19 protein-coding genes are annotated in these 22247 nt (G+C 71.9%); 13 read left to right on the top strand and 6 right to left on the bottom strand.

Going from position 1 to position 22247, the window contains the following annotated elements:
• Positions 1-66: 66 nt before the first annotated feature.
• The gene (locus TCUR_RS23785; RefSeq protein WP_012855149.1) at positions 67-753 is read right to left on the bottom strand and encodes a Crp/Fnr family transcriptional regulator; all 687 of its coding nucleotides are present in this window, start codon (positions 751-753) and stop codon (positions 67-69) included.
• Between the two features lie 366 nt (positions 754-1119).
• Between TCUR_RS23785 and TCUR_RS23780 the strand changes: the two genes are divergently transcribed.
• From TCUR_RS23780 to TCUR_RS23760, 5 genes are all read left to right on the top strand, one after another.
• Positions 1120-1470 (top strand): hypothetical protein, encoded by a 351-nt coding sequence (locus tag TCUR_RS23780; protein ID WP_148233114.1) that lies wholly within the window; start codon positions 1120-1122, stop codon positions 1468-1470.
• A gap of 57 nt (positions 1471-1527) precedes the next feature.
• Positions 1528-2268 carry an endonuclease III gene (gene nth, locus TCUR_RS23775; protein ID WP_012855147.1) on the top strand — a complete coding sequence of 247 codons (741 nt, stop codon included), beginning with the start codon at positions 1528-1530 and terminating at the stop codon, positions 2266-2268.
• A gap of 368 nt (positions 2269-2636) precedes the next feature.
• Positions 2637-3248: an NUDIX hydrolase gene (locus tag TCUR_RS23770; RefSeq protein ID WP_012855146.1), complete on the top strand. Its 612-nt coding sequence runs from the start codon at positions 2637-2639 to the stop codon at positions 3246-3248.
• 127 nt (positions 3249-3375) lie between these two features.
• Complete coding sequence (locus TCUR_RS23765; protein WP_041442907.1) at positions 3376-4575, top strand: MarP family serine protease; 1200 nt, start codon at positions 3376-3378, stop codon at positions 4573-4575.
• A gap of 24 nt (positions 4576-4599) precedes the next feature.
• Complete coding sequence (locus TCUR_RS23760; protein ID WP_012855144.1) at positions 4600-5070, top strand: DUF309 domain-containing protein; 471 nt, start codon at positions 4600-4602, stop codon at positions 5068-5070.
• Between the two features lie 22 nt (positions 5071-5092).
• Here the strand turns inward: TCUR_RS23760 and TCUR_RS23755 are convergent, their stop codons facing one another.
• From TCUR_RS23755 to acs, 4 genes are all read right to left on the bottom strand, one after another.
• On the bottom strand, positions 5093-6019 hold the full coding sequence (locus TCUR_RS23755) for an alpha/beta fold hydrolase (protein WP_012855143.1): 927 nt from the start codon (positions 6017-6019) through the stop codon (positions 5093-5095).
• Between the two features lie 5 nt (positions 6020-6024).
• Positions 6025-6459 (bottom strand): phage holin family protein, encoded by a 435-nt coding sequence (locus tag TCUR_RS23750; RefSeq protein WP_012855142.1) that lies wholly within the window; start codon positions 6457-6459, stop codon positions 6025-6027.
• Positions 6460-6695: 236 nt separating this feature from the next.
• The gene (gene nhaA / locus TCUR_RS23745) at positions 6696-7937 is read right to left on the bottom strand and encodes a Na+/H+ antiporter NhaA (RefSeq protein ID WP_012855141.1); all 1242 of its coding nucleotides are present in this window, start codon (positions 7935-7937) and stop codon (positions 6696-6698) included.
• 261 nt (positions 7938-8198) lie between these two features.
• Complete coding sequence (gene acs, locus TCUR_RS23740) at positions 8199-10160, bottom strand: acetate--CoA ligase (protein WP_012855140.1); 1962 nt, start codon at positions 10158-10160, stop codon at positions 8199-8201.
• A 491-nt stretch (positions 10161-10651) separates the two neighbouring features.
• On the opposite strand from acs, the gene TCUR_RS23735 reads away from it, so the two are divergent.
• From TCUR_RS23735 to TCUR_RS23715, 5 genes are all read left to right on the top strand, one after another.
• A complete protein-coding gene (locus tag TCUR_RS23735; protein WP_012855139.1) occupies positions 10652-11470 on the top strand; it encodes a Fic family protein in 819 nt (272 codons plus the stop codon).
• 1488 nt (positions 11471-12958) lie between these two features.
• Positions 12959-14038: a septum site-determining protein Ssd gene (gene ssd, locus TCUR_RS28200; RefSeq protein ID WP_012855138.1), complete on the top strand. Its 1080-nt coding sequence runs from the start codon at positions 12959-12961 to the stop codon at positions 14036-14038.
• On the top strand, positions 14035-15237 hold the full coding sequence (locus tag TCUR_RS23725) for a TadA family conjugal transfer-associated ATPase (protein ID WP_012855137.1): 1203 nt from the start codon (positions 14035-14037) through the stop codon (positions 15235-15237). Before ssd ends, TCUR_RS23725 begins: the two co-directional genes overlap by 4 nt.
• Before the next feature lie 237 nt (positions 15238-15474).
• Entirely contained in the window at positions 15475-16218 is a 744-nt protein-coding gene (locus tag TCUR_RS23720; protein ID WP_012855136.1) for a type II secretion system F family protein, read from the top strand.
• 1137 nt (positions 16219-17355) lie between these two features.
• Positions 17356-17937, top strand: a complete 582-nt coding sequence (locus TCUR_RS23715; RefSeq protein ID WP_245536933.1) for a type II secretion system F family protein — start codon at positions 17356-17358, stop codon at positions 17935-17937.
• Positions 17938-18071: 134 nt separating this feature from the next.
• On the opposite strand, the gene TCUR_RS23710 is transcribed toward TCUR_RS23715, so the two are convergent.
• Complete coding sequence (locus TCUR_RS23710; protein WP_041442901.1) at positions 18072-19022, bottom strand: alpha/beta hydrolase; 951 nt, start codon at positions 19020-19022, stop codon at positions 18072-18074.
• 575 nt (positions 19023-19597) lie between these two features.
• Here TCUR_RS23710 and TCUR_RS23705 point away from each other — a divergent pair.
• The 3 genes from TCUR_RS23705 (at position 19598) to TCUR_RS28195 (ending at position 21950) form a co-directional block, all read left to right on the top strand.
• Positions 19598-19792 carry a DUF4244 domain-containing protein gene (locus TCUR_RS23705; RefSeq protein WP_012855133.1) on the top strand — a complete coding sequence of 65 codons (195 nt, stop codon included), beginning with the start codon at positions 19598-19600 and terminating at the stop codon, positions 19790-19792.
• Positions 19793-20234: 442 nt separating this feature from the next.
• Positions 20235-20552: a TadE family type IV pilus minor pilin gene (locus tag TCUR_RS23700; protein ID WP_012855132.1), complete on the top strand. Its 318-nt coding sequence runs from the start codon at positions 20235-20237 to the stop codon at positions 20550-20552.
• A gap of 987 nt (positions 20553-21539) precedes the next feature.
• Complete coding sequence (locus TCUR_RS28195; RefSeq protein WP_281055225.1) at positions 21540-21950, top strand: Rv3654c family TadE-like protein; 411 nt, start codon at positions 21540-21542, stop codon at positions 21948-21950.
• The last annotated feature ends 297 nt before the right edge of the window (positions 21951-22247 follow it).

Genomic DNA, 22247 nt, shown 5'->3' with positions numbered 1-22247 from the left:
CCCAGTCATGGTCGCCCGGCGTGCGGCCAGCCGACCTCGACCCCCGATGCGTCGTGCGGCGAGTGCTCAGCGCGAGCGCTTGCGGAGCCGCTCCACGTCCAAGATCACCACGGCGCGGGCCTCGATGCGCAGCCAGCCGCGGGCGGCGAAGTCGGCCAGCGCCTTGTTGACGGTCTCCCGGGAGGCGCCCACCAGCTGGGCCAGCTCCTCCTGGGTCAGGTCGTGGTGGACGTGCAGGCCCACGTCCGAGGGCTGGCCGAACCGCTCGGCCAGGTCCAGCAGCGCCTTGGCGACCCGGCCGGGCACGTCGGTGAACACCAGGTCGGCCATCACGTCGTTGGTCTTGCGCAGCCGCTGGGCCAGGGCGCGCAGCAGCTGCACCGCCACCTCGGGGTGACCGGTCAGCCACGGCCGCAGGTCGTCGTGGCCCAGCCCGGCCAGCCGGCACTCGGTGACCGCGACGGCGCTGGCGGTACGCGGACGCGGGTCGAACAGCGACAGCTCCCCGAACATCTCGCCGGGGCCGAGCACGCTGAGCAGGTTCTCCCGGCCGTCGTTGGAGGTGCGGGTCAGCTTGATCTTGCCTTCCAGCACCACGTACAGCCGGTCGCCGGTCTCGCCTTCGTTGAAGAGGGTCTGGCCGCGTGACAGCCGCACCTCAGTCACATTGGCGCGCAGCGCCTTGGCGCCCTGCTCGTCGAGTGCCTCGAAGAGCGGCGCCTTCCCCAGAACGTCCACGTCGCGGTCGGTCACGCTTCCTCCTACAGACACCTATTACCAATAGTGTGACGTACATCCCACCGACTGCGGGAGGGTGGGCGTTCACCGGAGCGGGAGGTGCTCGCCAAGGGCCTGCCGCGCCTTGCCAAGCCCGTAACCGCGGCTCCCCCCAGGCCGCCGTTCCGTAGGCGCCGACCGGGGGCTCGCCGCGTCGAGTTCCGACCGCCCACTGCGGGTTCTGCCTGTACGTCTGTTGAACCGCTGGCCGTCACTTCCTGACAGCGGAAGTGTACGGATAAGTCGGTCAGCCGGGTCACACCGACCCTGGTAGCGGGGCATGGACGGGGTCCGCGGCGGAGCGGACGGTCCGTGCCGGCCCTGTGGCTGACTCGGGCGCCGGTGCGCGCGGAGGCTCGGGCAGAGCTGCTGCGCGACTCGCTGGTCGGACGGGTGAAGGCCCGCTACGGCGAGGCGTACGAGTTCATGACCTACGCGCGGAGCCTGCACCGCAAGGCGGGGCCGCTGCCGCCGCCGTTCTCCCCCGGAGGCGACCAAGAGTCCGAAGGACCCACCCTCGACGGCCGGCTCGCCAGGGAGTTCGCCGCCATCGGCCAGCCCGTCCCGGAGTGGGACGCGCTGCGGGAGGTCCAGCGGGTGATCCACAAGTACGACCCGCAGCCGCTCGCCGATGAGCTCAAGGAGCTCCTCGACCAGGCGTCACGGCAACTGGCCGGGGCCGGGGCGCCGTGATGGCCGAGCAGGCGGGTATCCCGTCCCGGCCGTCCCGGGAGCACCTACCCTTACGGCATGATGACGAGCAAGACCGGGGTAAAGCCACGTCGCGTACGCGAACCCGAGACGAGGCTGGCCCTGGTGCGGCGGGCGCGGCGGATGAACCGGATCCTGGCGGAGACCTACCCTGACGCGCATTGCGAGCTTGACTTCGCGAACCCGCTGGAACTGCTGGTCGCCACCATCCTTTCGGCGCAGTGCACGGACAAGCGGGTCAACGCCGTCACCCCGACCCTGTTCGCCCGCTACCGGACGGCCGCCGACTACGCCGCCGCCGACCGGGAGGAGCTGGAGAAGATCATCCGGCCCACGGGCTTCTTCCGGGCCAAGGCCGACAACATCATCAAGCTGGGCCAGCAGCTGTGCGAGCGGCACGGCGGGCAGGTGCCGGACCGGATGGAGGACCTGGTCGAGCTGGCCGGGGTGGGGCGCAAGACCGCCAACGTGGTGCTCGGCAACGCCTTCGAGGTGCCCGGCATCACCGTCGACACCCACTTCGGGCGGCTGGCCCGCCGGTTCGGCTGGACGAGCCAGACCGACCCGGTCAAGGTCGAACGCGAGGTCGCCGAGCTGATCCCGCGCAAGGAGTGGACGATCCTGTCGCACCGGATGATCTGGCATGGCCGCCGCATCTGCCATGCCCGGCGTCCCGCCTGCGGCGTCTGCCCGCTTGCCAGGCTGTGCCCGTCCTTCGGGGAGGGGCCCACCGACCCGGAGGCCGCCGCCAAGCTGGTGCGGACGGGGCCGTTCTCCTGACGACGGCGGAATGTGGCCCTCTCCACCTCAGATGACGCAGGAAACCGGTACAAAATCACACGAAACGGTGTAGCGTCGGTAACGCTGGGTGTCGAACAGCCGGGACGTGCCCTGTCCCGGGGCCGCCGGACGCGGCGGGAAGTCACACGACGGTGAGGCGTCCCGGACGAGTGAGACTGCGGCGCGAAGCCGGTCCGGGCGCCGGGAGGGAATGAGCGTACGTGGCCGATGGGAGCGCAGACGGGAAGCAACCGGCCGGTGCGGAGGTTCGCACAGACGTGACCCCCTCCGCAGATCGTTTCGCGCCCGCGCAACCCGATTCGTTCCCGCGGCCCGCCGCCGCGCCGCCGCCCTGGCTGGAGCGGTTCATGGCCGAGGCGCCGCGCCTGAAGGTCCCCCCGTTCCTGCGCCCGCCCGCCGGCGCCCGCGCCGCCGCGGTGCTGGTGCTGTTCGGCGAGGGGCCGCACGGCCCGGACGTGCTGCTCACCCAGCGGGCGGCCACGCTCAGCAAGCACGCCGGCCAGCCGGCCTTCCCCGGCGGGCGCATCGACCCCGACGACGACGGGCCGGTGGCGGCGGCGCTGCGGGAGGCCCACGAGGAGGCCGGGGTGCGCCCGTCCGGCTGCCAGGTGCTGGCGACGCTGCCGGAGCTGTACCTGTCCCGCAGCAACTACCGGGTCACCCCGGTGGCCGCCTGGTGGCGCGAGCCCTCCGACATCTCGCCCGGCCACCCCGGGGAGGTCGCCGCGGTCGCCCGGGTGCCGCTGGCGGAGCTGACCGACCCGGGCAACCGGCTCAACGTCCGGCACCCCTCCGGGTTCGCCGGGCCGGCGTTCCGGGTGAGCGGCATGCTGGTGTGGGGTTTCACGGCGATGCTGCTGACCGAGATCCTCAAGCTCGGCGGCTGGGACCGGCCCTGGGACACCAGCCGGATCGAGGACCTGCCGCCGGAGGTCATCGCCCTGGCCGCCCGGGGCTGACCTTCCGCGGGCCGGGACGGGCCCTCACCCCCGGGAAGGGGTCACCCCCCGCGGGCGTCACGGCACGTCCGGAACCGGTCCGTTGCGAAGAGGTGAATCTCCAGCCCGGCACTATACGGTGAATTTCGTGCTGGGCGACCACGTTCTTGATTTGATCCTGCTGCTGCTCGTGGTGCTGTTCGCGGTATCGGGGTACCGGCAGGGCTTCATCGTGAGCCTGCTGAGCTTCGCCGGCTTCATCGGCGGCGGCGTGGTGGGAGTGCTGGTGGCCCCGCCGATCGCGGAGACGGTGGTGGACGGCACCGCCCAGCAGGCCCTGCTGGCGATCATCATCGCCTTCCTGTCGGCCACCATCGGCCAGCTGGCCGCCTCCTCTCTGGGCGCGGTGCTGCGCAACCGCGTGACCGGCAACAACGCCCGGGCCGCCGACGCGGTGGGCGGAGCGCTGGTCAGCACGCTGTCACTGCTGATCGTGGCCTGGTTCTTCGGCACCATGCTGTCGGGTGCCAAGATCGAGTGGCTGCGCACCCAGGTCAACGCCTCCGCGGTGCTGGAGGGCGTCGACACCGTGATGCCCGAGCGGTCACGGACCTGGTTCTCCTCCTTCCAGCAGTTCGTCGACAGCAGCGAGTTCCCCCGCGTCTTCTACGGCCTGGGCGGGGAGTCGGTGGTGGAGGTGCCGCCGCCGAACGAGAACGTGCGCAACAGCCCCGCCCTGGCGGTCGCCCGGCGCAGCATCTTCAAACTGGTGGGCACCGCGCCGGAGTGCCAGCGCAAGATCGAGGGCACCGGGTTCGTCTACTCCCCCGAACGGATCATGACCAACGCCCACGTGGTGGCCGGGGTCCGCGGCCCGATCGACGTGATCTCCTACGACGGCCGCCGCCTCGGCCGGGGCCGGGTGGTGCTGTACGACCCGCGGCGCGACATCGCCGTGCTGTACGTTCCCGGCCTGACCGCCCGGCCGCTGGAGTTCGGCGGCCCGGCCCGCACCCGCGACGACGCCATCGTGGCCGGCTTCCCCAAGGGTCACGGCTTCACCGCCGACGCCGCCCGCGTCCGCGCCCACCTGAAGGCCACCGGCCCGGACATCTACCACTCCGGCGAGGTCGTCCGGGAGATCTACGCCATCCGCGGCAAGGTCGAGCCCGGCAACTCCGGCGGCCCGCTGCTGGCCCCGGACGGCACGGTCTACGGGGTGATCTTCGCGGCGGCGCTGGGCAGCCCGTCCACCGGCTATGCGCTGACCGCCGAGGAGGTCGAGCCGGACGCCGTCACCGGCCGCACGGCCACCGTTCCCGTCGGCACCGGCGCCTGCTCCGACTGACGCCTCCCGCGTAAGTTTGAGGGCATGCGGGATCGGGACGAGCACGGGCGGCCCCGCAACGCGCGTCCCCGCGACGCCTACGGGCGCCCCCTGCCGCGCGGCGCGACCGGTGTGCCGACGATGCCGGACGAGTTGGAGCTCGGCCCTGAGGAGGCGCTGGAGGAGGCTCAGCGGCTGCTGGACGCCGACCGGCCCTTCCACGCCCACGAGGTGCTGGAGTCGGTGTGGAAGGCGGCTCCGCCCGGCGAGCGCGAGCTGTGGCGGGGGCTCGCCCAGGTGGCCGTGGGGCTGACCCATCTGCGGCGCGGGAACCCCCGCGGCGCCCGGGCCCTGCTGACCCGCGCCGCCGACCGGCTGGAGCCGTATGCGGCCCGGCCGCCCCACCGCATCGACGTGGCCGCGGTCATCGCCGTCAGCCGCGACCTCGCCGCGCGCAGCGACGACCCGGCGTTGGCGTCCGCCCCGCTGAAGGTGACGCTGCGCGCGGCGCGCTGAGCCGTTCTGGCGGCCGGGGGGCTCAGCGGCCGGGGGCGCCGGAGTCCTTCAGCCACTCCAGGAGCACCGCGTCGAACGCCTCGGGGCGTTCTTCGTGCGGGAAGTGACCGGCCTCTGCGATGAGGCGCCAGCGGTAGGGGGCCGCCACGTACCGGCCGGACCCCTGGGCGCCGCTCGGCGGCGTGAGCGGGTCCAGGGCGCCGTGGATCTGCAGGGTCGGCGCCTGGATCGGGGTGCGCATGCTGCGGGCGTAGCGGATGCCGTCCGGGCGCGGCAGCGAGCGGATCAGCCACCGGTGGTATTCCAGCGCCGAGTGCGCCACCCCGGGGATCTGGATCGCCTGCCGGATCCGCCGCTCGGTGCTCTCATCCGGCCAGCCCGGCCCGGACCACTCGTGCAGCATCCGGCCCACCAGCGCCGCGTCGTCGCGCAGCAGCCGCCGTTCCGGCCACATGGGCAGCTGGAAGCCCAGCGAGTGCCGGGCCGCCCGGGCCTGGCGGCGCGGCTGGGTGCGCACCGCCTGCCGCAGCCGCAGCGGGTGCGGGGCCGACGCCACGACCAGGCGCTGCACGACCTTGGGCCGGTGGACCGCCATCGTCCAGGCCAGCAGCCCGCCCCAGTCGTGCCCCACCACGGTGGCGCAGGCCTCGCCCAGCGCCCGGATCAGCCCGGCGGCGTCCCCGGCCAGCGTCACCAGGTCGTAGCCGCGCGGCGGTTTGTCGCTGCCGCCGTATCCGCGCAGGTCCACCGCGGCTGCCCGGAAACCGGCGGCCGACAGCGACACCAGCTGGTGCCGCCAGGCCCACCAGAACTCCGGAAAGCCGTGCAGCAGCAACACCAGCGGGCCCTCACCCGCTTCCGCGACGTGGAAGCGGGTGCCTCCGGCGCTCACCGCCCGGTGCTTCCACGGGCCCTCGATCTGGATGACCGAATCGTCGAGCCCGGCCATGTCCCTCAGTCCGCCCGGGTGAGCGCCGGCTTGTCGGACTCTTCATGTCGGAAGGCACCCGGCAGGTCCCGTAGCGTCCGCCGGGTGCGGCGGGCCCCCCGGATGCGCTTGACCACCAGCACCCCGACCACTCCCAGCAGGGCGGCCACCAGCACGTAGATGAAGGCCACCAGGAAGAACGACGCCCACAGCCACACGCCCAGCGCGTGCAGCGCATAGGCCAGGCCGAACCCGATGAAGATGGCCACCGGTGCGAAGACCGCCAGCGCCACGAAGAACAGCGCGACGCCGACGACCGCCTTGCGGGCATCGACCTTCAGCTCCGTCTTGGCCAGGCTGATTTCGGCTCTGATCAGCTTGGATATGCCACTCGACGCCTGGGCGACCAGCTCACCGAGAGACTTGTCCTCGATCCGCTCGCCCGGCCCTGCCTCCGTCATGTCGCTCCCCTTCTTCCAGGGCACCGGTTTCCCAGGGCACGGTGCACAGCGTGGCAGCAGCGATCACCGTACTGCCACCCGGGTGACATCCGTCCCGACGGCATACGATCCCACTCCGCGCCGCCGGGGCCGATGGCGCACCCGCCGGACCCATCCAACCCGCGATCACGTCTTTGCGACCACCCCATAAGCCCGGTGTGTTGTGTTGCCGTAACAATGTCGTTGGATGCGGCGGGTCATCCGGCGTCGGCGGCCACCGCGGGCGCGCCGGAGTGCTTGAGCCGCCGGACGCGGATACGGAAGATCACAGTGGCCAGGACGGCGGAGATCGCGCTGGCGACCAGCACCGCCGTGGTCACCCGCGTCACCTGGTCCTGGTCGGCGTAGGCCAGCCCGCCGATCAGCAGGGAGACGGTGAAGCCCACCCCGGCGAGCACGGACACCCCGGCCAGGTCCCGCCACAGCAGGCCGTCCCCCAGCCGGGCCAGGCCCAGCCGCACCGCCAGCCACGTCCCGCCGAACACGCCCAGGAACTTGCCGGCCACCAGGCCGACGATCACTCCCAGCGCCACCCGGTCGGCGCTCACCTCGGCCAGGGCGGACGGGTTCAGCGCCACCCCGGCGGAGGTGAGCGCGAACAGCGGCACGCAGATCCCGGCCGACAGCGGGCGCAGCACGTGGTCGGCCTGCTCGGCGTTGGTGCGCCGGTCGTCGGGGGTCTGGCGGGGGCTGGTCAGCATGCCCAGGGCGACGCCGGCCACGGTGGCGTGGACGCCGCTGCGGAACACGCAGTACCAGGCCAGCACCGCGATGGGCGCGTGCACCCAAGGGGAGCGGATGCCGCGTTTTTGCAGCAGGCCGAACAGGACGATCAGGGCGAGCCCGGCCGGCAGCCACAGCGGCGCCAGGTCGCCGGTGTAGAACAGCACGATCACGGCGATCGCGATCAGGTCGTCCACCACGGCCAAGGTCAGCAGGAACGCCCGCAGCGGCGCCGGGCAGGACGGGAAGGCCACCGCCAGCACGGCCAGCGCGAAGGCGATGTCGGTAGCGGTGGGGATCGCCCAGCCGCCGAGCGCCCCTGGCACCCCGGCGCTGACCGCCGCGAACAGCAGCGCGGGCAGCGCGACGCCGGCGAACGCGGCGATCACCGGGAGCGCGGCCTGCCGGGGGTTGCGCAGCTCCCCGTGGGTGAGCTCTTCGCGCAGCTCCAGCCCGGCGATGTAGAAGAACAGCGCCAGCAGCCCGCTGGAGGTCCAGTGCGCCACGTCCATCGACAGCCACGACGGCCCGAGGGTGTGGTGGCGGAAGGACTCGTAGGCGTCGTGCCAGGGGCTGTTGGCCCACACCAGTGCCACGAGGGTGGCGCCGAGCATGACGAAGCCGCCGATGGTCTCGGTCCGCAGGGCCTCGGCGATGTTGCGGCTGTAGCGGAGGGTGTGGTTGACGGGCCAGATCGCGGCGACACGACGCGGCACGGCGCTCCCCGGGCTGGTCGGCGGTCAGGACAGAAGAGGAAGAGGAAACCCCCACGTCGACCAAACGGTGACATAGGGGACTTTCCCCGCCGACCAGACTTCCCGGCACACCTGGCTCAAGAGTACCCAGCGCTGCACGGTTTACTCATGCCGCCCTGGCCTCACTCGGCGGGCCGGGGTGTGTTCTTGCGCACCTGATCGCAAAGAGGCGTGCCCCCCGCGGGGCCGGTGGAAGGCCCGCCGGCCCCGCGGGGACGCCGCTCAGTCCTCCGGCTTGGCCGTGGGGAGCTTGGCGGCGATGAGGTCCATCACCGAGCTGTCGGTCAGCGTGGTGACGTCGCCCAGCGACCGGTTCTCGGCCACATCCCGCAGCAGCCGCCGCATGATCTTGCCGGAGCGGGTCTTGGGCAGCTCCGGCACCACCATGATCTGGCGGGGCTTGGCGATCGGGCCGAGGGTCTTGGCGACGTGGTCGCGCAGCTCGGCCACGAACTCCTCGCCGTCGACCTCCTCGCCGGCCTCCCCGCGCGGGATCACGAACGCCACGATGGCCTGCCCGGTCACCGGGTCGGTGGCGCCGGTCACCGCGGCCTCGGCCACCTTCGGGTGCGAGACCAGGGCCGACTCCACCTCGGTGGTGGAGATGTTGTGGCCGGAGACCAGCATCACATCGTCCACCCGGCCCAGCAGCCAAAGGTCGCCGTCGTCGTCCTTCTTGGCGCCGTCCCCGGCGAAGTACAGGCCGTCGAACCGCGACCAGTAGGTCTTCACGTACCGGTCGTCATCGCCCCAGATGGTCCGCAGCATCGACGGCCACGGCTCCTTGACCACCAGGAACCCGCCGCCGCCGTTGGGCACCGGCTTGCCCTCATCGTCCACCACGTCGGCGACGATGCCCGGCAGCGGGCGCATCGCCGCGCCCGGCTTGCCCTCGGTGACGCCCGGCAGCGGGCTGATCATGATCGCCCCGGTCTCGGTCTGCCACCAGGTGTCCACCACCGGGCAGCGGTCGGCGCCGATGTGGTGGCGGTACCACACGTACGCCTCGGGGTTGATCGGCTCGCCCACGCTGCCGATGACCCGCAGCGACGACAGGTCGAAGCGGGCGGGGATGTCCTCGCCCCACTTCATGAACGTGCGGATCGCCGTGGGCGCGGTGTAGAAGATCGTGACCTTGTACTTTTGGATGATCTCCCACCAGCGGCCCCGGTGCGGGGTGTCGGGCGTGCCCTCGTAGATCACGCTGGTCGCGGCGTTGGCCAGCGGCCCGTAGACGATGTAGGAGTGCCCGGTCACCCAGCCGATGTCGGCCGAGCACCAGTACACGTCCGTCTCCGGCTTCAGGTCGAACACCGCCCAGTGGGTGTAGGCGACCTGGGTGAGGTACCCGCCGGTGGTGTGCAGGATGCCCTTGGGCTTACCGGTCGTCCCGGACGTGTAGAGGATGAACAGCGGGTGCTCGGCGTCGTGCGGCTCGGCGGTGTGCTGGTCGCTCTGCCGGTCCACCAGGTCGTGCCACCAGATGTCCCGGTCGTGCCAGGCGATGTCCTGGCCGGTGCGGCGGACGACCACCACGCGCTCCACCGACGGGGTGTGCTGCACCGCCTCGTCCACGGTGGCCTTCAGCGGGGACTGCTTGCCCCGCCGGTTCTGGCCGTCGGCGGTGACGACCACCTTGGCCTGGGCGTCGTCGATGCGGGTGCGCAGCGCATCGGAGCTGAACCCGGCGAACACCACCGAGTGGGTGGCGCCGATCCGGGCGCACGCCAGCATGGTGATGGGCAGCTCCGGGATCATCGGCAGGTAGATCGCCACCCGGTCGCCCTTGCGCACGCCCAGCTCCAGCAGCGCGTTGGCGGCCTTGGCGACCTCGCGCTGCAGGTCGGCGTAGGTGAGGGTGCGGGTGTCGCCGGGCTCGCCCTCCCAGTGGTAGGCGACCCGGTCGCCCAGCCCGGCCTCCACGTGCCGGTCCACGCAGTTGTAGGCGACGTTCAACTGGCCGCCGACGAACCACTTGGCGAACGGGGGGTTGCTCCAGTCGAGCACCTGGTCCCACCGCTTGGCCCAGCTCAGCCGCTCGGCCTGGCGCTCCCAGAAGGCCAGCCGGTCGCGCTCGGCCTCCTGGTAGGCCTGCGCGGTGACGTTGGCGGACGCGGCCAGCTCCGCGGGCGGGGCGAAGCGCCGGTTCTCCTGCAGCAGGTTGGAAAGGGTCTCCTGGCTCACTTGGCCTCCTCGCCACGCGGCCGGCAGGGCCACGTTCTCCGGGCTGCGATCTTCACTTCACTGCCGTCTCCCGCTCGGGGATGCGCCGCTGTGCGGCCTCTCCCCACCGCGGTCGCCAAGCTCACGGGCCGCAGGGCCCGTTCAGCTCGCGTGTCGCTCACGGTGTCGACTCCTTCTGAAGCGGAAAGCAGGGTGGCGCCCGGTGTCGTCCACTTCACCAAGGAACCGCGCGGCTCACAAGGCCATTCGGGCCTTGAAATCGCTTGTTTCGCCCTCACAGGCATGTGACAGCAGTCACATCGCCGAAACATCGACGTCTGAGCGGGCCTTCTGACCCCTGCTCGAACGGGCACGACCGCCCCGGCCGGTCTTCGCGGACGAGCGGCGCGGGATGCGGGAGAGCCGGGGCGTCCGGCCCGCGCTTCGGCGGGACCGCCGGCCGGCGGGGGCGGCGGCGAAGGCGATGCGCGGACCGCATAGGGTCGGGGACCGTGACCGATCCACTCGCCCAAGTCGCGGCGCTGCCCGGCGTCGAGGAAGCGGTCGTCGAGGTCCGAGCCGCGGTGGACCGGCTGCTGGGCCACCGCATCCTCCGCCGCCGCAGCGCCGAGGTGTCCACTGAGTCCGCCCTGCGCGCCGCCCGCGCGTCCGCCGCCCTGGAAGGGGTGCCGGTCACCCTGGAGGAGCTGCGCCGGGACGCCGCCGCCCAGGCGGAGGACGATCCCGGGCGCCGGGTCGACCCGGTCGTTCAGGGCGCGTTGCGGGTGTCGGCGGAACTGGGGACGCTGACCGGCATCTGGCGGCAGGCACCGGGCCAGGTGCTGGCCCGGCTGCACGTGCTCGCGGCGGCCGACGCGGTCGGGCCGGAGGCGCTGGGCCGTCCGCGCTCTGCGGAGCAGGAGGTGCGCGACCCGCTCAAGCTCGGCGATCCTCCCGCCCCGGAGGAGGTGGCGGCCCGCCTGAACGCCCTGACCGCGCTGCTCACCGGGCCGACCAAGGCCCCCGCCATCGTCGTCGCCGCGATCGTGCACGGGGAGCTGCTGGCGCTGCGCCCGTTCGGCTGGGGGGACGGCATCATCGCCCGGGCCGCGGAGCGGATGACCCTGGTCGAACGCGGCCTGGACCCCAAGTCGCTCACCGCTCCCGAGGTGGGGCACGCCGAACTGGCCGAGGAGTATGCGCAGGCCCTGCGGGGCTATATCGGCGGCACTCCCGAGGGCGTCGCCGCCTGGATCCGGCACTGTGCCGCGGCCACCGCGGCGGCCGCCCGGGACTCTTTGGCGATCTGCGAGGCCTATCTGCGCGGCTGAAAGGCGCCCGCTCTCGTGGCATCGGCGCTTGTGCACGCGGGCGCGTCCGGTATCCGCAGGGGGAGCGCCCGGGCCCGGGCCGGATGGGACGAATGTGGACATTCCGTCCGGTGGATCTTTTCCGGCATGTCGTTTCCGCAGGCGGGGCTCGGTGCCGTGACCTGCTCGGATACCGCCTGGCTTCCCGTCTCCGGTGCTCGAAGAGCGCGTGTTGAAAAGGTTCAATGAAAGGGCGGCGGGGCTCGGCCGGCCGTGGGGGCGGGACATTGCCGCAAGCCTCCGAGGGCTGCGTTGACGCCGAGCCGGAGCGTCTTCCACTGTCATCCATAACGGCCGCGTGAGGCGCCGTTCTGGTGCTGATCGGTGAATCTTTTCAGCACATGGCTCAAGACGCCGGGGCGGCGGTCTCGATGGCGTGCGGTACCGCAGGGCTCCAGGGCGCGGCGTCACCGACCGGGCCTTTCCCAACACGTGGCCCGGGGGTTCCGGTGCCGCGACGTCGCAGGTCACGGTATCGTCCCCGGCTGCGAGGCACCCGCATGCGGCCTGTGGGGACGGCGTGTCGAAAAAGCTTCCGCGGTGCGCCGAACAGGTCGGGCAAAAGGGCCTGCCGGACCGTCCGCACAGCGGACGGCGTCCCGCTGCCGGGACGCCGCCGCCGCACGTCACACCGGGTTACCAAGCGTGCTCCTCACATCGTCGGAGCGGGTCAAGCCCGTCTCGACGCGCCTCCCGCGGCTGGTCGCGCGTGGGTACCCGGCTGCCGTGCGGGTGGGCCATCGGCCCACGACACCTGTCTACGCCTCATTTGCCCAGTTGACAAGCCCCCTGTCGGAAATCGGCGAGTACCGGGACGGCGGCGGGAGGGCGCTCGGCCGCATGTGCGCGCCGGACGGGGCGGGCATCGAAGAGGCATTCCGGCGGCCCGAGAATTCGGCGAAATTTGATCACGGATTGTGATCATTGTTGTGGTATGGGGGTGTGAAGGCGCCTCTGACCTGGGCGCCGTCCCGATACGAGGCCGGAGGGAGCCGGCTTGGCGGGACTGATCACAAGATGTCCCGCTTCGTGGTCGCCATCTCCTGCAAGTCAGCAAAAAACATCGCCTGATGTATCACTTTGCTGCTCGACGGAAGTCGTGTCGATCCGGCAAGATATGTTCATCATGTCTAGACTGTAGGGCAACGGCTTTCCGCTTCCTGTAGATCGAACCGGCACCCCGTTGGGGGCGTTCAGGAAGATCTCTGGGGCTTTCCTTGGAAACGGTCCGGCCCTGCCCCCCCTGGGGCCGGACCGGATGGCGACCCCCGCTCTCCCCCCCGGCGGGGGTCGCCGCACGTTCGGTGGTTTTTGCCGATCTGCCCGGAAAAGGTTTCCCGCTCTGGCCCCGGCAGGGGCCCGGCGATGGTTATCCACAGTTCACGCATGGTCTTTCCGCGCCCTGCGGCCGGAACGCATGGTGGAGCCACCCGACGACAGGAGGCTCCCATGGCCATCGCTGCACTCATCGCGACCGGTGATCCGCGGATCGCCGACGACCTGCTGCGGCTCGCCGCCGCTGCCGACGCCGACACCGCCGTGGCGCGCACCGTCGAACAGGCCAGAGCGCAATGGCGCCGGCCGCCGCTCGTCCTGGTGGGCGCCGACCTGGCGGACGGCCTCGCCGCCGGCGGGATCGCCCGGCGCTCCGGGGTGGTGCTGGTGACGACCGAGACCGACGCCCCGGAGAACTTCCGCGCGGCGGTGGGGGTCGGCGCCCAAGACCTGGCCACCCTGCCCGAGGACGAGCCGTGGCTGGTGGACGCGCTGGCCGCGGCGGCCGAACCCGGCGGCGGCCGGGCGGCCACCGTCTGCGTGGCGGGCGGACGGGGCGGGGCGGGGGCGAGCGTCCTGGCGGCGATGCTGAGCCTGGCCGGGGCCCGCGGCGGGCTGCGCGTGCTGCTGGTGGACGGCGACCCGCTGGGCGGGGGCATCGACCTGCTGCTCGGCCAGGAGAACGCGCCCGGATGCCGCTGGCCCGACCTGGCCGGCCGCCGCGGCCGGCTCGGCGCGGCCACGCTCCGCCGGGCGCTGCCCGCCGTCCACGGCGTGGTCATGCTCTCCTGGGGCCGCACCGAGGCCGAACCCGTCGACGCCGAGACGATGCGCGCGGTGCTGGACGCCGCCCGGCGCGGCTTCGACCTGATCGTCGTCGACCTGTCCCGCCGCCCCGCCGACGCCGACCGCGCCGCGCTGCGCGTCGCCGACCGCACCCTGCTGGTCGTCCCGGCCGAGCTGCGCGCCACCGCCGCGGCCGACAAGGTCGCCGCCGCGCTGCACCGCGACACCGACGACATCGGCCTCATCGTCCGCGGGCCGTCGCCCGGCGGGCTGCCCGGCGAGGCGATGGCCGAAGCGCTCGGCCTTCCCCTGCTGGGCGCATTCGAAGACGACCGCAGGCTCCCCGCCGCGCTCGAACACGGCGACCTCGTGCGGCTGAGCCGCCGCGGCTCCCTGCCCGACCTGTGCGACCGGCTCATCGCCGAGCTGCGGCCCCACCCCGTCAGCCCCGAGGTCAAGGCGGCATGAACGCCCCCAGGCTCATCGACGCGGTGCGGGAACGGCTCGCCGATGCCGGCGGCGAACCCACCGGCGGGCAGGTGGCCGCCGCCCTGCGGGCCGAGCGGAGGCTGCTCGGCGACCGGGAGGTGCTCGCGCTGGCCGACGAGTTACGAGCCGATCTGGCCGGGGCGGGCCCTCTGGAGCCGCTGCTGCGCGCACCGGAGGTCACCGACGTCCTCGTCAACGGCCCCCACGAGGTCTGGGTGGACGCCGGAGCCGGGCTGGTGCGCACGGCGGTCCGTTTCCCGGATGAGACCGCCGTGCGGAGGCTGGCGCAGCGCCTGGCGGCCAAGGCCGGCCGGCGGCTCGACGACGCGGCCCCCTGCGTCGATGCCCGCCTGCCGGGCGGGATCCGGCTCCATGCGGTGCTGTCGCCGGTGGCGCTCGGGGGAACCTGCCTGTCCCTGCGGCTGCCCCGGCGGCGGGCGTTCACCTTGGAGGAGCTGGTCGCCGCGCAGGCCGTCCCCGCGGCGGGCGCCGCGCTGCTGGCGGCGCTGGTGGCCGCCCGCCTGGCGTTCCTGATCACCGGGGGCACCGGCACCGGCAAGACCACCCTGCTCAGCGGGTTGCTGTCGCTGGCCGACCCCCGCGAACGCCTCGTTTTGGTGGAGGACTCCGCCGAGCTGCGGCCCGAGCACCCCCATGTGGTGCGGCTGGAGGCCCGCCCGCCCAACGTCGAGGGCGCCGGCGGGATCACCCTGCACGACCTGGTCCGGCAGGCGCTGCGCATGCGCCCGGACCGGCTGGTGATCGGCGAGGTCCGGGGCCGGGAGGTGGTGGACCTCCTGGCGGCCTTGAACACCGGCCACGAGGGCGGATGCGGGACGCTGCACGCCAACACCGCGGCCGACGTCCCCGCCCGCCTGGAGGCCCTAGGCTGCGCCGCCGGGCTGACCAGGGAGGCGATTCACAGCCAGGCCGCGGCCGCCCTCGATGCAGTCGTCCACCTCGTCCGCGACGGCGCCGGCCGGCGCCGCGTCGCCGAGATCCGCCTGCTGCGGCGCGGCCCGGACGGGCTGGTCGAGGCCGTGCCCGCGGTCGCCTTCACAGCGGACGGCCGGCTGATCGCCGGAGCCGGGGCCGCCGCGCTGACCGAGCTGCTGGGAGACCACTGGAAGGCGGCCAGGAAGGTCTGGGAGGCCAAAGAAAGGAGCCGCGATGGCTGAGCCGCCGTGCCCCGGCGGGAGTCCCGTGGGTCTTCTCCCGGAACCCCTGAAGTGCGGTTCTCGGGCGCCTGCGGCCTTTCAGGAGCGTGCGATGAACCTTTTCCAACACGCCGCTTGCGCAGCTCGGGGCAGAGACGTCGCAGCCGGGGAGGAGGCCGTGGGCGGCGACGGCACGGCACCGTGCCTCATCGGGGCTCCCGTCTCAGCCGCCGGAGAGCACGTGTTGAAAGAGGTCCGATGAGCGCGGCCGGCATGGCGGTGATCTGCGCCGCCTTGGCCGCATGGGTGGGGCTGAGCCCGTCGGCGGCCGCGGACCGGCTGGCCGGGCTGGCGGGGACGCCCAGGCACTCTCCCGGCCCGGCCCTCCTGCGGCGAGTGCGGGCCTTGGCGGCCGCGGTCCGTGAAAAGCACAGGGCGGTGAGGCTTTGGCGGGGCGCGATCATCGAGTTGTGCGACGGCGTCGCCGCTGAGCTGCACGCCGGACGCACTCCCGAAGCGGCGTTCACGGCGGCCGCGGCCGTCCTGCCCGCGGAGGTGTCCGTCCCGCTGCTGGCGGAGCGACGGCGCGGCGGCCCTGCCGGCCCGCCCGACCCCGGCGACATCCCCGCCGCCTTGGAGCGGCTGTCGGCCCGCCCGGGAGCAGAAGGGCTGCGTCTGCTCGGGGCGTGCTGGCGGATCGGCGCAGACAGCGGCGCCACCTTCGCCACCGTGATCGCCGACCTGGCCGCCGCGCTGCGGGACGAGGAGGCCCAGCGCCGGGAAGTCGCGGCCCAGCTGGCAGGCCCCCGCGCGACCGCCCGGCTGCTGGCCGGCCTGCCCCTGCTCGGCCTGGGGATGGCCGCCGCCTTGGGCGCAGACCCCCTGGCCTTCCTCTGCGGCACCCTGCCGGGGCTGATCTGCCTGACCCTGGGCCTCGGGCTGGACGTGCTGGGCCTTTGGTGGACGAATCGCCTGGCCAGATCCGCCGAGGCGATGCGGTGAGCGCCACCCCTCCAACGTCCTTGGCATCCGGCGAGACGGGCAAGGCTTTCGCCACGGCCGGCATCGCCGAGAGGCGGTGTCGGCCCGCAGGCCGGCGCATGAGCACTGAACCTTTTCAACACGACGTTCCCGCAGGTGGAACCGGCGGCATCGGAGTCAGGGGCAATGCCGTGACCCGCAACGTCATGACCGTGGATACCGCAAGGGCTCCCGTCCGCGGTGCCCAAGACCACGTGTTGAAAAAGGTCCACTGGCGGAGGCAGGGAAGAGGTGTCCCAGGGGCGGTCCGCGAAGGCCCACGCCGTCGCCGCCGGGGACGAGGGGGCTCCACCGGAAGCGGCCGGGTGTGCTTTCGCCCTGGTGGGAGGCGGCAGGTGCAATCCCCGCTTCATTTCGGTGAGAAAACCTCGGTGAGCCTTTTTCGGCACGCCGTCTCCACACGTTGGGGCGGGGCGTCGCAACCGGAGACGATGCCGTGAATTGGAACATCGCAATACTGGACGTCATCGAGGCTTCTGGGGCACGCCTTGAGAAGGTTCAGCGAACGGCCATCGTGGTGAAAATTTCCAGTGGTGGCAAGAAAGGAGAACCATGAGTTTTGCGGCATGGCTGTGTATCGGATGTGCCGCGATGGCTGCTTTTCTCTGGGCTGAAGGGAACCTCATAGCAGTAAGGCGGCTCAATGTCGTGTTACCGCGACAGAAAAACGGAAGGGGAGGCCGGGCGGAGGCGCCCGGCGGTGGTGTCCGGTACGTTGGTGCAGGTCTTGCCGCTACCTCTCCGCCGGAAGGGAAGGAGTGGCAGCCCCCACAAGCCCTGCTCTCCGGCGGCGGTCACAGCTCGTCAGGGACGGCGGCCGGAAACTCCCCTCAACCGGGGCTGAAATTTGCAGAGCCGGCTGTCTTTGAAGGGGGTCGGCGGCTTCCTGGGGGGACGGATTTCTCGCAAGGAGAAACCGCCGTCTCCTCGGTGGGCGGTTTGCTGCATGGGAATGACCGGACGGCGGCCACCGTGTCCAGAGCGGATTTCATGGAGCCGCTGAGCCGGGGCGACAGGGAACCCGATGCGGGGCGGCAAGGCGGTCCTGCCCGTGTGAAGGGCGGAGGAACGCGGAATCGGCGCCGCCGGTACTGGAGCGTGGCGCTGCTGTCGGGGCTGGCCATGGCGGCGCTCCTCGGCGGGCCGTTGGGGGTGCTGGGCGGGATCACGACCGCCGTGGGGGTGGCGGTTGCGCTCGGCCGGCTGGAGACCCGCGAGGAGCGGGAACGCCGGATGCGCATGGTCGCCGACCTGCCCATCGCCATCGGTCTGCTCGCGGCATGCCTGCGCGGCGGCCTCTCCTGGGATGAGGCGGTCGAGGCGGTCTGTGACGCCGTCGGCGGCCCGCTGGGCGCCGAGCTGCGCGCCGTCGCCGCCAGGGTGCGGCTGGGCGCGGATCCGGCCGCCGCCTGGCTGGCTCTCGCGCAGGAGCCCGAACTGGCGCCGCTGGCCCGCACCGTGGCCCGCGCCGTGGACAGCGGGGCGGCGCTCGCACCGGCACTGACCAGGCTCGCCGCGGACCGCAGGGCGGCGGCGCGCGCCGCCGCGGCGGCACGCGCCCGCGCCGTCGGCGTCCGAGCGGTGGCCCCTTTGGGGCTGTGCTTCCTGCCGGCGTTCATCCTGCTGGGCGTGGCTCCGGCGGTCGCCGGGATCGCCCAGACCCTCCTTCTGCCGTTTTGAAGCAGGTCCCAGGCCCGCTGCCCGTGAGGAGACGGTCCGGTGTCCTGGCCCGGGGCGATCGGGCAAACGAATCGCCGGCCACCAGGGGTGACCGGCGATTCGCTGTGCAGGGGCTTACCTGAATGCGCAGGGGCTCACTTGAAGCGGCGGGCGCCGAGGGTCTTCATCAGCTGCGGCCACACCCTCTTGGCCTCCCGGATCCAGTAGGGCCAAGAGTGCCGGCCGTCCCCGTAGATGTGTGCGGTCACGGGGATCTTCAGCTTCTTGAGCCTGTTGTAGAAGACCTGGTTGCTGTAACCGATCGCCGCCTCGCTCACCAGGCCGATGTCCCACGGCGCCATGTTGGGGTTCTCATACGGGCCGGGCCGTCCGGTCGTCCCGCTGGAGATGTAGAGCTTGGTGCCGCGCAGCTTGGGAGCCAGCGTGGTGGGGTCGTGCGCCTCCCAGTTGGCCCGGTCGCGGACCGGGTGGCCGTAGACGGCATAAGGGTTGCTGGTGGTCCCGCTCATCGTGTACAGCAGCAGCTGCGGCATGCCCGGGGCCAGCAGTGACAGCGGGCCGCTGAAGGAGGCGGCGTAGCGGAACATCTTGGGGAAGCGCGCCGCGTAGGTGATGCAGCCCTGGCCGCCGGAGGAGTTGCCGATGCAGGCCCGGGCGCCGCCGGCGCGGAAGTTCCGCTCCACCAGCTGCTTGACCTCAAGGGTGTGGAAGGTCTCCCACTTGGGGATGCCGCGCTTGCCGCCGTTCCACCAGTTGGTGTAGGAGCCGTTGTCTCCGGCGGGCATGACGACCATGACGTCGTACTTCCACGCCCAGGCCTCGATGTTGGTGGAGCGCGTCCACGAGACGTAGGTGTCCCGGCCCCCGTGGTAGGCGTACAGGACGGGCCAGGTCCGCTTGGCGGTCCGCTTCCAGTTCCGCGGCACCAGGACCCGGACCTTCGCCTTACGGCCCAGCGCCTTGGAGTTGATGGTGAAGTCGAACTGACGCTTCTTCTTGATCCACTTGACCCCGGCGATGGAGGCCCCGTTGGAGGCCTTCTTGAACTTGGGGGCGGCGTAGGCGGGGTCGATGACAGCGGTCATCGCGAGCGGACTGATGAGGGCGACGGTGATCGCTCCCACCCGGCGTGTCAGACGTCGCCGTGACCCTGCTGGCATGTCATCCTCCGCTGCTTCTCCGGCGCCACCCGCACGGCTTCTCCGACTGCGAGGGGAGGGCAGAGCGGCCGGGAGCCCATCCCCTTGTCGTCCTCCACCGGGCGGTGGGCGGGGACGGAAGTTCCAACTGCGGATGGCGGGTCGGGGGTGTCGGGAGTATCGGTTGTTGCGGCACAGTACACCAAATCCAATAACAGGTCAGCAGCCGGTTGCCGGATCGGTCCGCCCGGAACGCGGATATCCCCAGGTCAGCACCTTCCTGGCAGGTTGCGGCCGACTGCGCGACGGCGGCGGTGGCCGGTGCGGCGCCCCGGCGTCCGGCCGTGATCATGGACGTGCCGCGGGGGGCGGCCCTGCGGATGCCACCGGCCTCATGTCTGCTCGGCCGCCGTGATTTTGCGTTTATCCACAGAGTCTCGCTCGGCTTTTCGTGCTCCCTTGAGCGCCGCAGAGTTGGTGCCGAGACGATCCCGTTCTCTCGACGCGAAGGGAGACCACGGATGAAGGCGGTCGGAAAAACACTGGAACGCCGGCTCCGCTCCGCCCGCGACCGCGGCATGTCCACCGCGGAGTACGCGGTGGGAACGGTCGCGGCGGCGGCGTTCGCGGCGCTCCTTTTCAAACTGGTGACCAGCTCGGAAGTGCGATCCCTGCTCATGGGGATCATCCGCGGCGCACTGCAGTCGGTGGGGTGATCGCATGGCCGTGCAGCCCCGGCGCTCGCACCTTGCATCGGCGCCGCCGCACTCCGGTGAACCGCCGTGCCGTTCGCCGGACCTTTTCCAGCACGCCGTCCCCGCAGGTCGCCTGCGGGTGCGCCGTAGCCGGAGACGGCGCTGCGAGCAGAGACGTCCCAACGCCGCACACCATCGTTTTCAGCGCTCCGTTTCCGCAGCTCAAGGCGGATACGTCCCGACCGGGGGCGTTGCCGTGCCCTGTGACGGCACAGCGGCGGGCCCCGCCGAGGCTCCCCTCCCCGCTCTCCGAGGCCACGCCCCGCCCTCAAGACCGCACATTGCAAAAGCCCCGCACCGGCCGCGCGACCGCTTCCCCTGGCGGCAGGGTGGCCGCCCCGCCGGCGGGGCCCGAGGCCCTTCGACGGGCGGGAGCTTTGGCTTCGCCACGGTCGAGATCGCGGTGGCGCTCCCCGCCCTCCTGCTGGTCACCGTGGCCGCGCTGTGGGGAGTGACGATCGCCTCGGCCCAGCTCGCCTGCGCCGACGCGGCGAAAACGGGAGCCCGCGCCGCCTCCAGAGGCGAGCCCCTGCCGGCCGTCGAGCTGGCGGTGGCTCAGGCCGCCCCGGCCGGGGCCGACGTCAGGGTCCACCGGGACGCCGAGCTGAGCACGGTCGAGGTGACCGCCCGGATCCACGCCCCCGGCATGACCGGCCTGCCACCGGTGGTGCTCCACGCCCGAGCCCTGGCGGCCACCGAGCCCGGAGCAGCCGACCCGTGAGAACGACCCCCGCACGCCGGACGCGGCGGCCGCCGAGGAACGGCACCAAGGAGTCCCGAGCGGTTTCCCTCAACCGAACACCCCATGCTGAAAGAGCCCGATGGCCCCTCGCTGAGCCGGATGCACGACGCCGAAGGAACCCGGTCGCCTTCCTCGGCTGGATAGGTGACACCGAAAGAGCCTGGCGACTTGTGTTAGATCGGGCGTGCGATGTGAAGGGAGTCCAGCGGTCTTTTCTGAGCCGGATGTGTGGCGTTGGAGGGGTCCGGTGGCCTTCCTGGGATAGATGCGCGACGTCGAAGGGACCTGGCGGCCTTCCTCAGCCTGAGGTGTGACGCAGGGCGGTCCTGGTGGCCTCTCAAACCAGATGCGTAACTCCGTCTGGTGTCACGGTCGATGTTCCGCGTTGCGCTGCTCTTGGGTTCTCGCTTGTGGTGGTGTTCTGTGGCCAGGGGGCAGAGGGTGCGTCGTTGAGGCGGTCCTGGCGGCTTCTCAAGCCGGATGTGTAACTCCGTCTGGTGTCGCGGTCGATGTTTCGCGTTGCGCTGCTCTTGGGTTCTCGCTTGTGGTGGTGTTCTGTGGCCAGGGGGTCAGAGGGCGTGTCGTCGAAGTGGCCGCATGCAGTCCACCAGGCGCGGTGATGCTCGCAGCGCGCAGATCGCCTGGTGAAAACCGGCGGGCGGTGACCGGGCTGATCGCTTCGGCTCGGCTGGTCTGGGGCTTTCAGGGGCTTTGCGATCAGGGGCTAGGGCGTTCTTCTGACGCCGTTGCGGGGCTGGAGGCCGCGGGGCGATGACCGCGGGTGCGTCCGTCGGGCACCGGGGCCGGTACCGGCTGGGGGCGGTGATGTCACGACGAGTGAAGGATGGTGCACGGATGGGGATCTGGTTTCGAAGGCCACCGGCCCTTTTCCACAGGCTTCTTGGGCGGGGTGATGTCGGGCTGCCTGGGTGGGCGCTCGGCTCATCGGGTCGGTTTCGTGGCCGGGTGAGGGCTTTAAGGGGCTTCGGCGGTCGGGAACTCAAGGGGGCGGGCGGCGGTGGGGAGCGTGGGTCCGGGACCGTTTGGGTGCTGGCGTTCGCGGCGCTGGTCTGGATCGTCGCGGTGACGGTGATCAGCGCGGGAGGGGTGCGGGCGGCGCGGCATCGGGCCCATGGGGCGGCGGATCTGGCGGCGCTGGCGGCGGCTGCGAAGGCGGCGGAAGGCGGTGCGGCGGCGTGCCGCCGGGCGGCGGTGGTCGCGCAAGGGGCCGGCGGGCGGCTGTCGTCGTGCGCGGTGCGGGGCTCGGTGGCGGACGTGGAGGTGGCGGTGATCGTCCGGTTGCCGGCCCCGTTGGGGCGAATGCACCTTATTTCCCGGGCCAGGGCTGGTCCACAGCGGCTGGACGGCGTAAGTTAGTCCTCCGGCGCTCCCGTTGTACGGAGCGTCAATAGCTTGACGTCCAGCTGCACGGAGCGTGGTCGTGGCTGGGGTGAGTCTCGGTCCGCCGTTCCAACGCCACAACCCTGTGATTCAGATTACTTCCCGGTACGTTACGCTGCTGTAAGCGCTTGGGTGCCAGCAGGCACACCTGGATCGCAGTGGACCGCTGGACCGCAGTGGCGACGATGAGTCGTCCGTCGAAGGGATTACCGCTGTGACGAGGACTCGCAGGCTCGGAGCGCTGCTCATCGCAACCCCCCTTGCGGCAGGCTT

This window comes from Thermomonospora curvata DSM 43183, from assembly GCF_000024385.1.
GTDB classification, from domain to species: Bacteria; Actinomycetota; Actinomycetes; order Streptosporangiales; family Streptosporangiaceae; genus Thermomonospora; species Thermomonospora curvata.
This window is presented reverse-complemented; position numbering and strand designations above follow the sequence as displayed.

Excerpts from the sequence above, each read along its gene's own strand:
- TCUR_RS23750 (WP_012855142.1), bottom strand. The coding sequence starts at position 6,459 with ATGACGGAGGCAGGGCCGGGCGAGCGGATCGAGGACAAGTCTCTCGGT.
- TCUR_RS23710 (WP_041442901.1), bottom strand. The coding sequence starts at position 19,022 with ATGACCGCTGTCATCGACCCCGCCTACGCCGCCCCCAAGTTCAAGAAG.
- ssd (WP_012855138.1), top strand. The coding sequence starts at position 12,959 with ATGGCCATCGCTGCACTCATCGCGACCGGTGATCCGCGGATCGCCGAC.
- TCUR_RS23770 (WP_012855146.1), top strand. The coding sequence starts at position 2,637 with ATGGCCGAGGCGCCGCGCCTGAAGGTCCCCCCGTTCCTGCGCCCGCCC.
- TCUR_RS23705 (WP_012855133.1), top strand. The coding sequence starts at position 19,598 with ATGAAGGCGGTCGGAAAAACACTGGAACGCCGGCTCCGCTCCGCCCGC.
- nth (WP_012855147.1), top strand. The coding sequence starts at position 1,528 with ATGATGACGAGCAAGACCGGGGTAAAGCCACGTCGCGTACGCGAACCC.
- TCUR_RS23720 (WP_012855136.1), top strand. The coding sequence starts at position 15,475 with ATGAGCGCGGCCGGCATGGCGGTGATCTGCGCCGCCTTGGCCGCATGG.
- TCUR_RS23755 (WP_012855143.1), bottom strand. The coding sequence starts at position 6,019 with ATGGCCGGGCTCGACGATTCGGTCATCCAGATCGAGGGCCCGTGGAAG.
- TCUR_RS23725 (WP_012855137.1), top strand. The coding sequence starts at position 14,035 with ATGAACGCCCCCAGGCTCATCGACGCGGTGCGGGAACGGCTCGCCGAT.
- TCUR_RS23760 (WP_012855144.1), top strand. The coding sequence starts at position 4,600 with ATGCGGGATCGGGACGAGCACGGGCGGCCCCGCAACGCGCGTCCCCGC.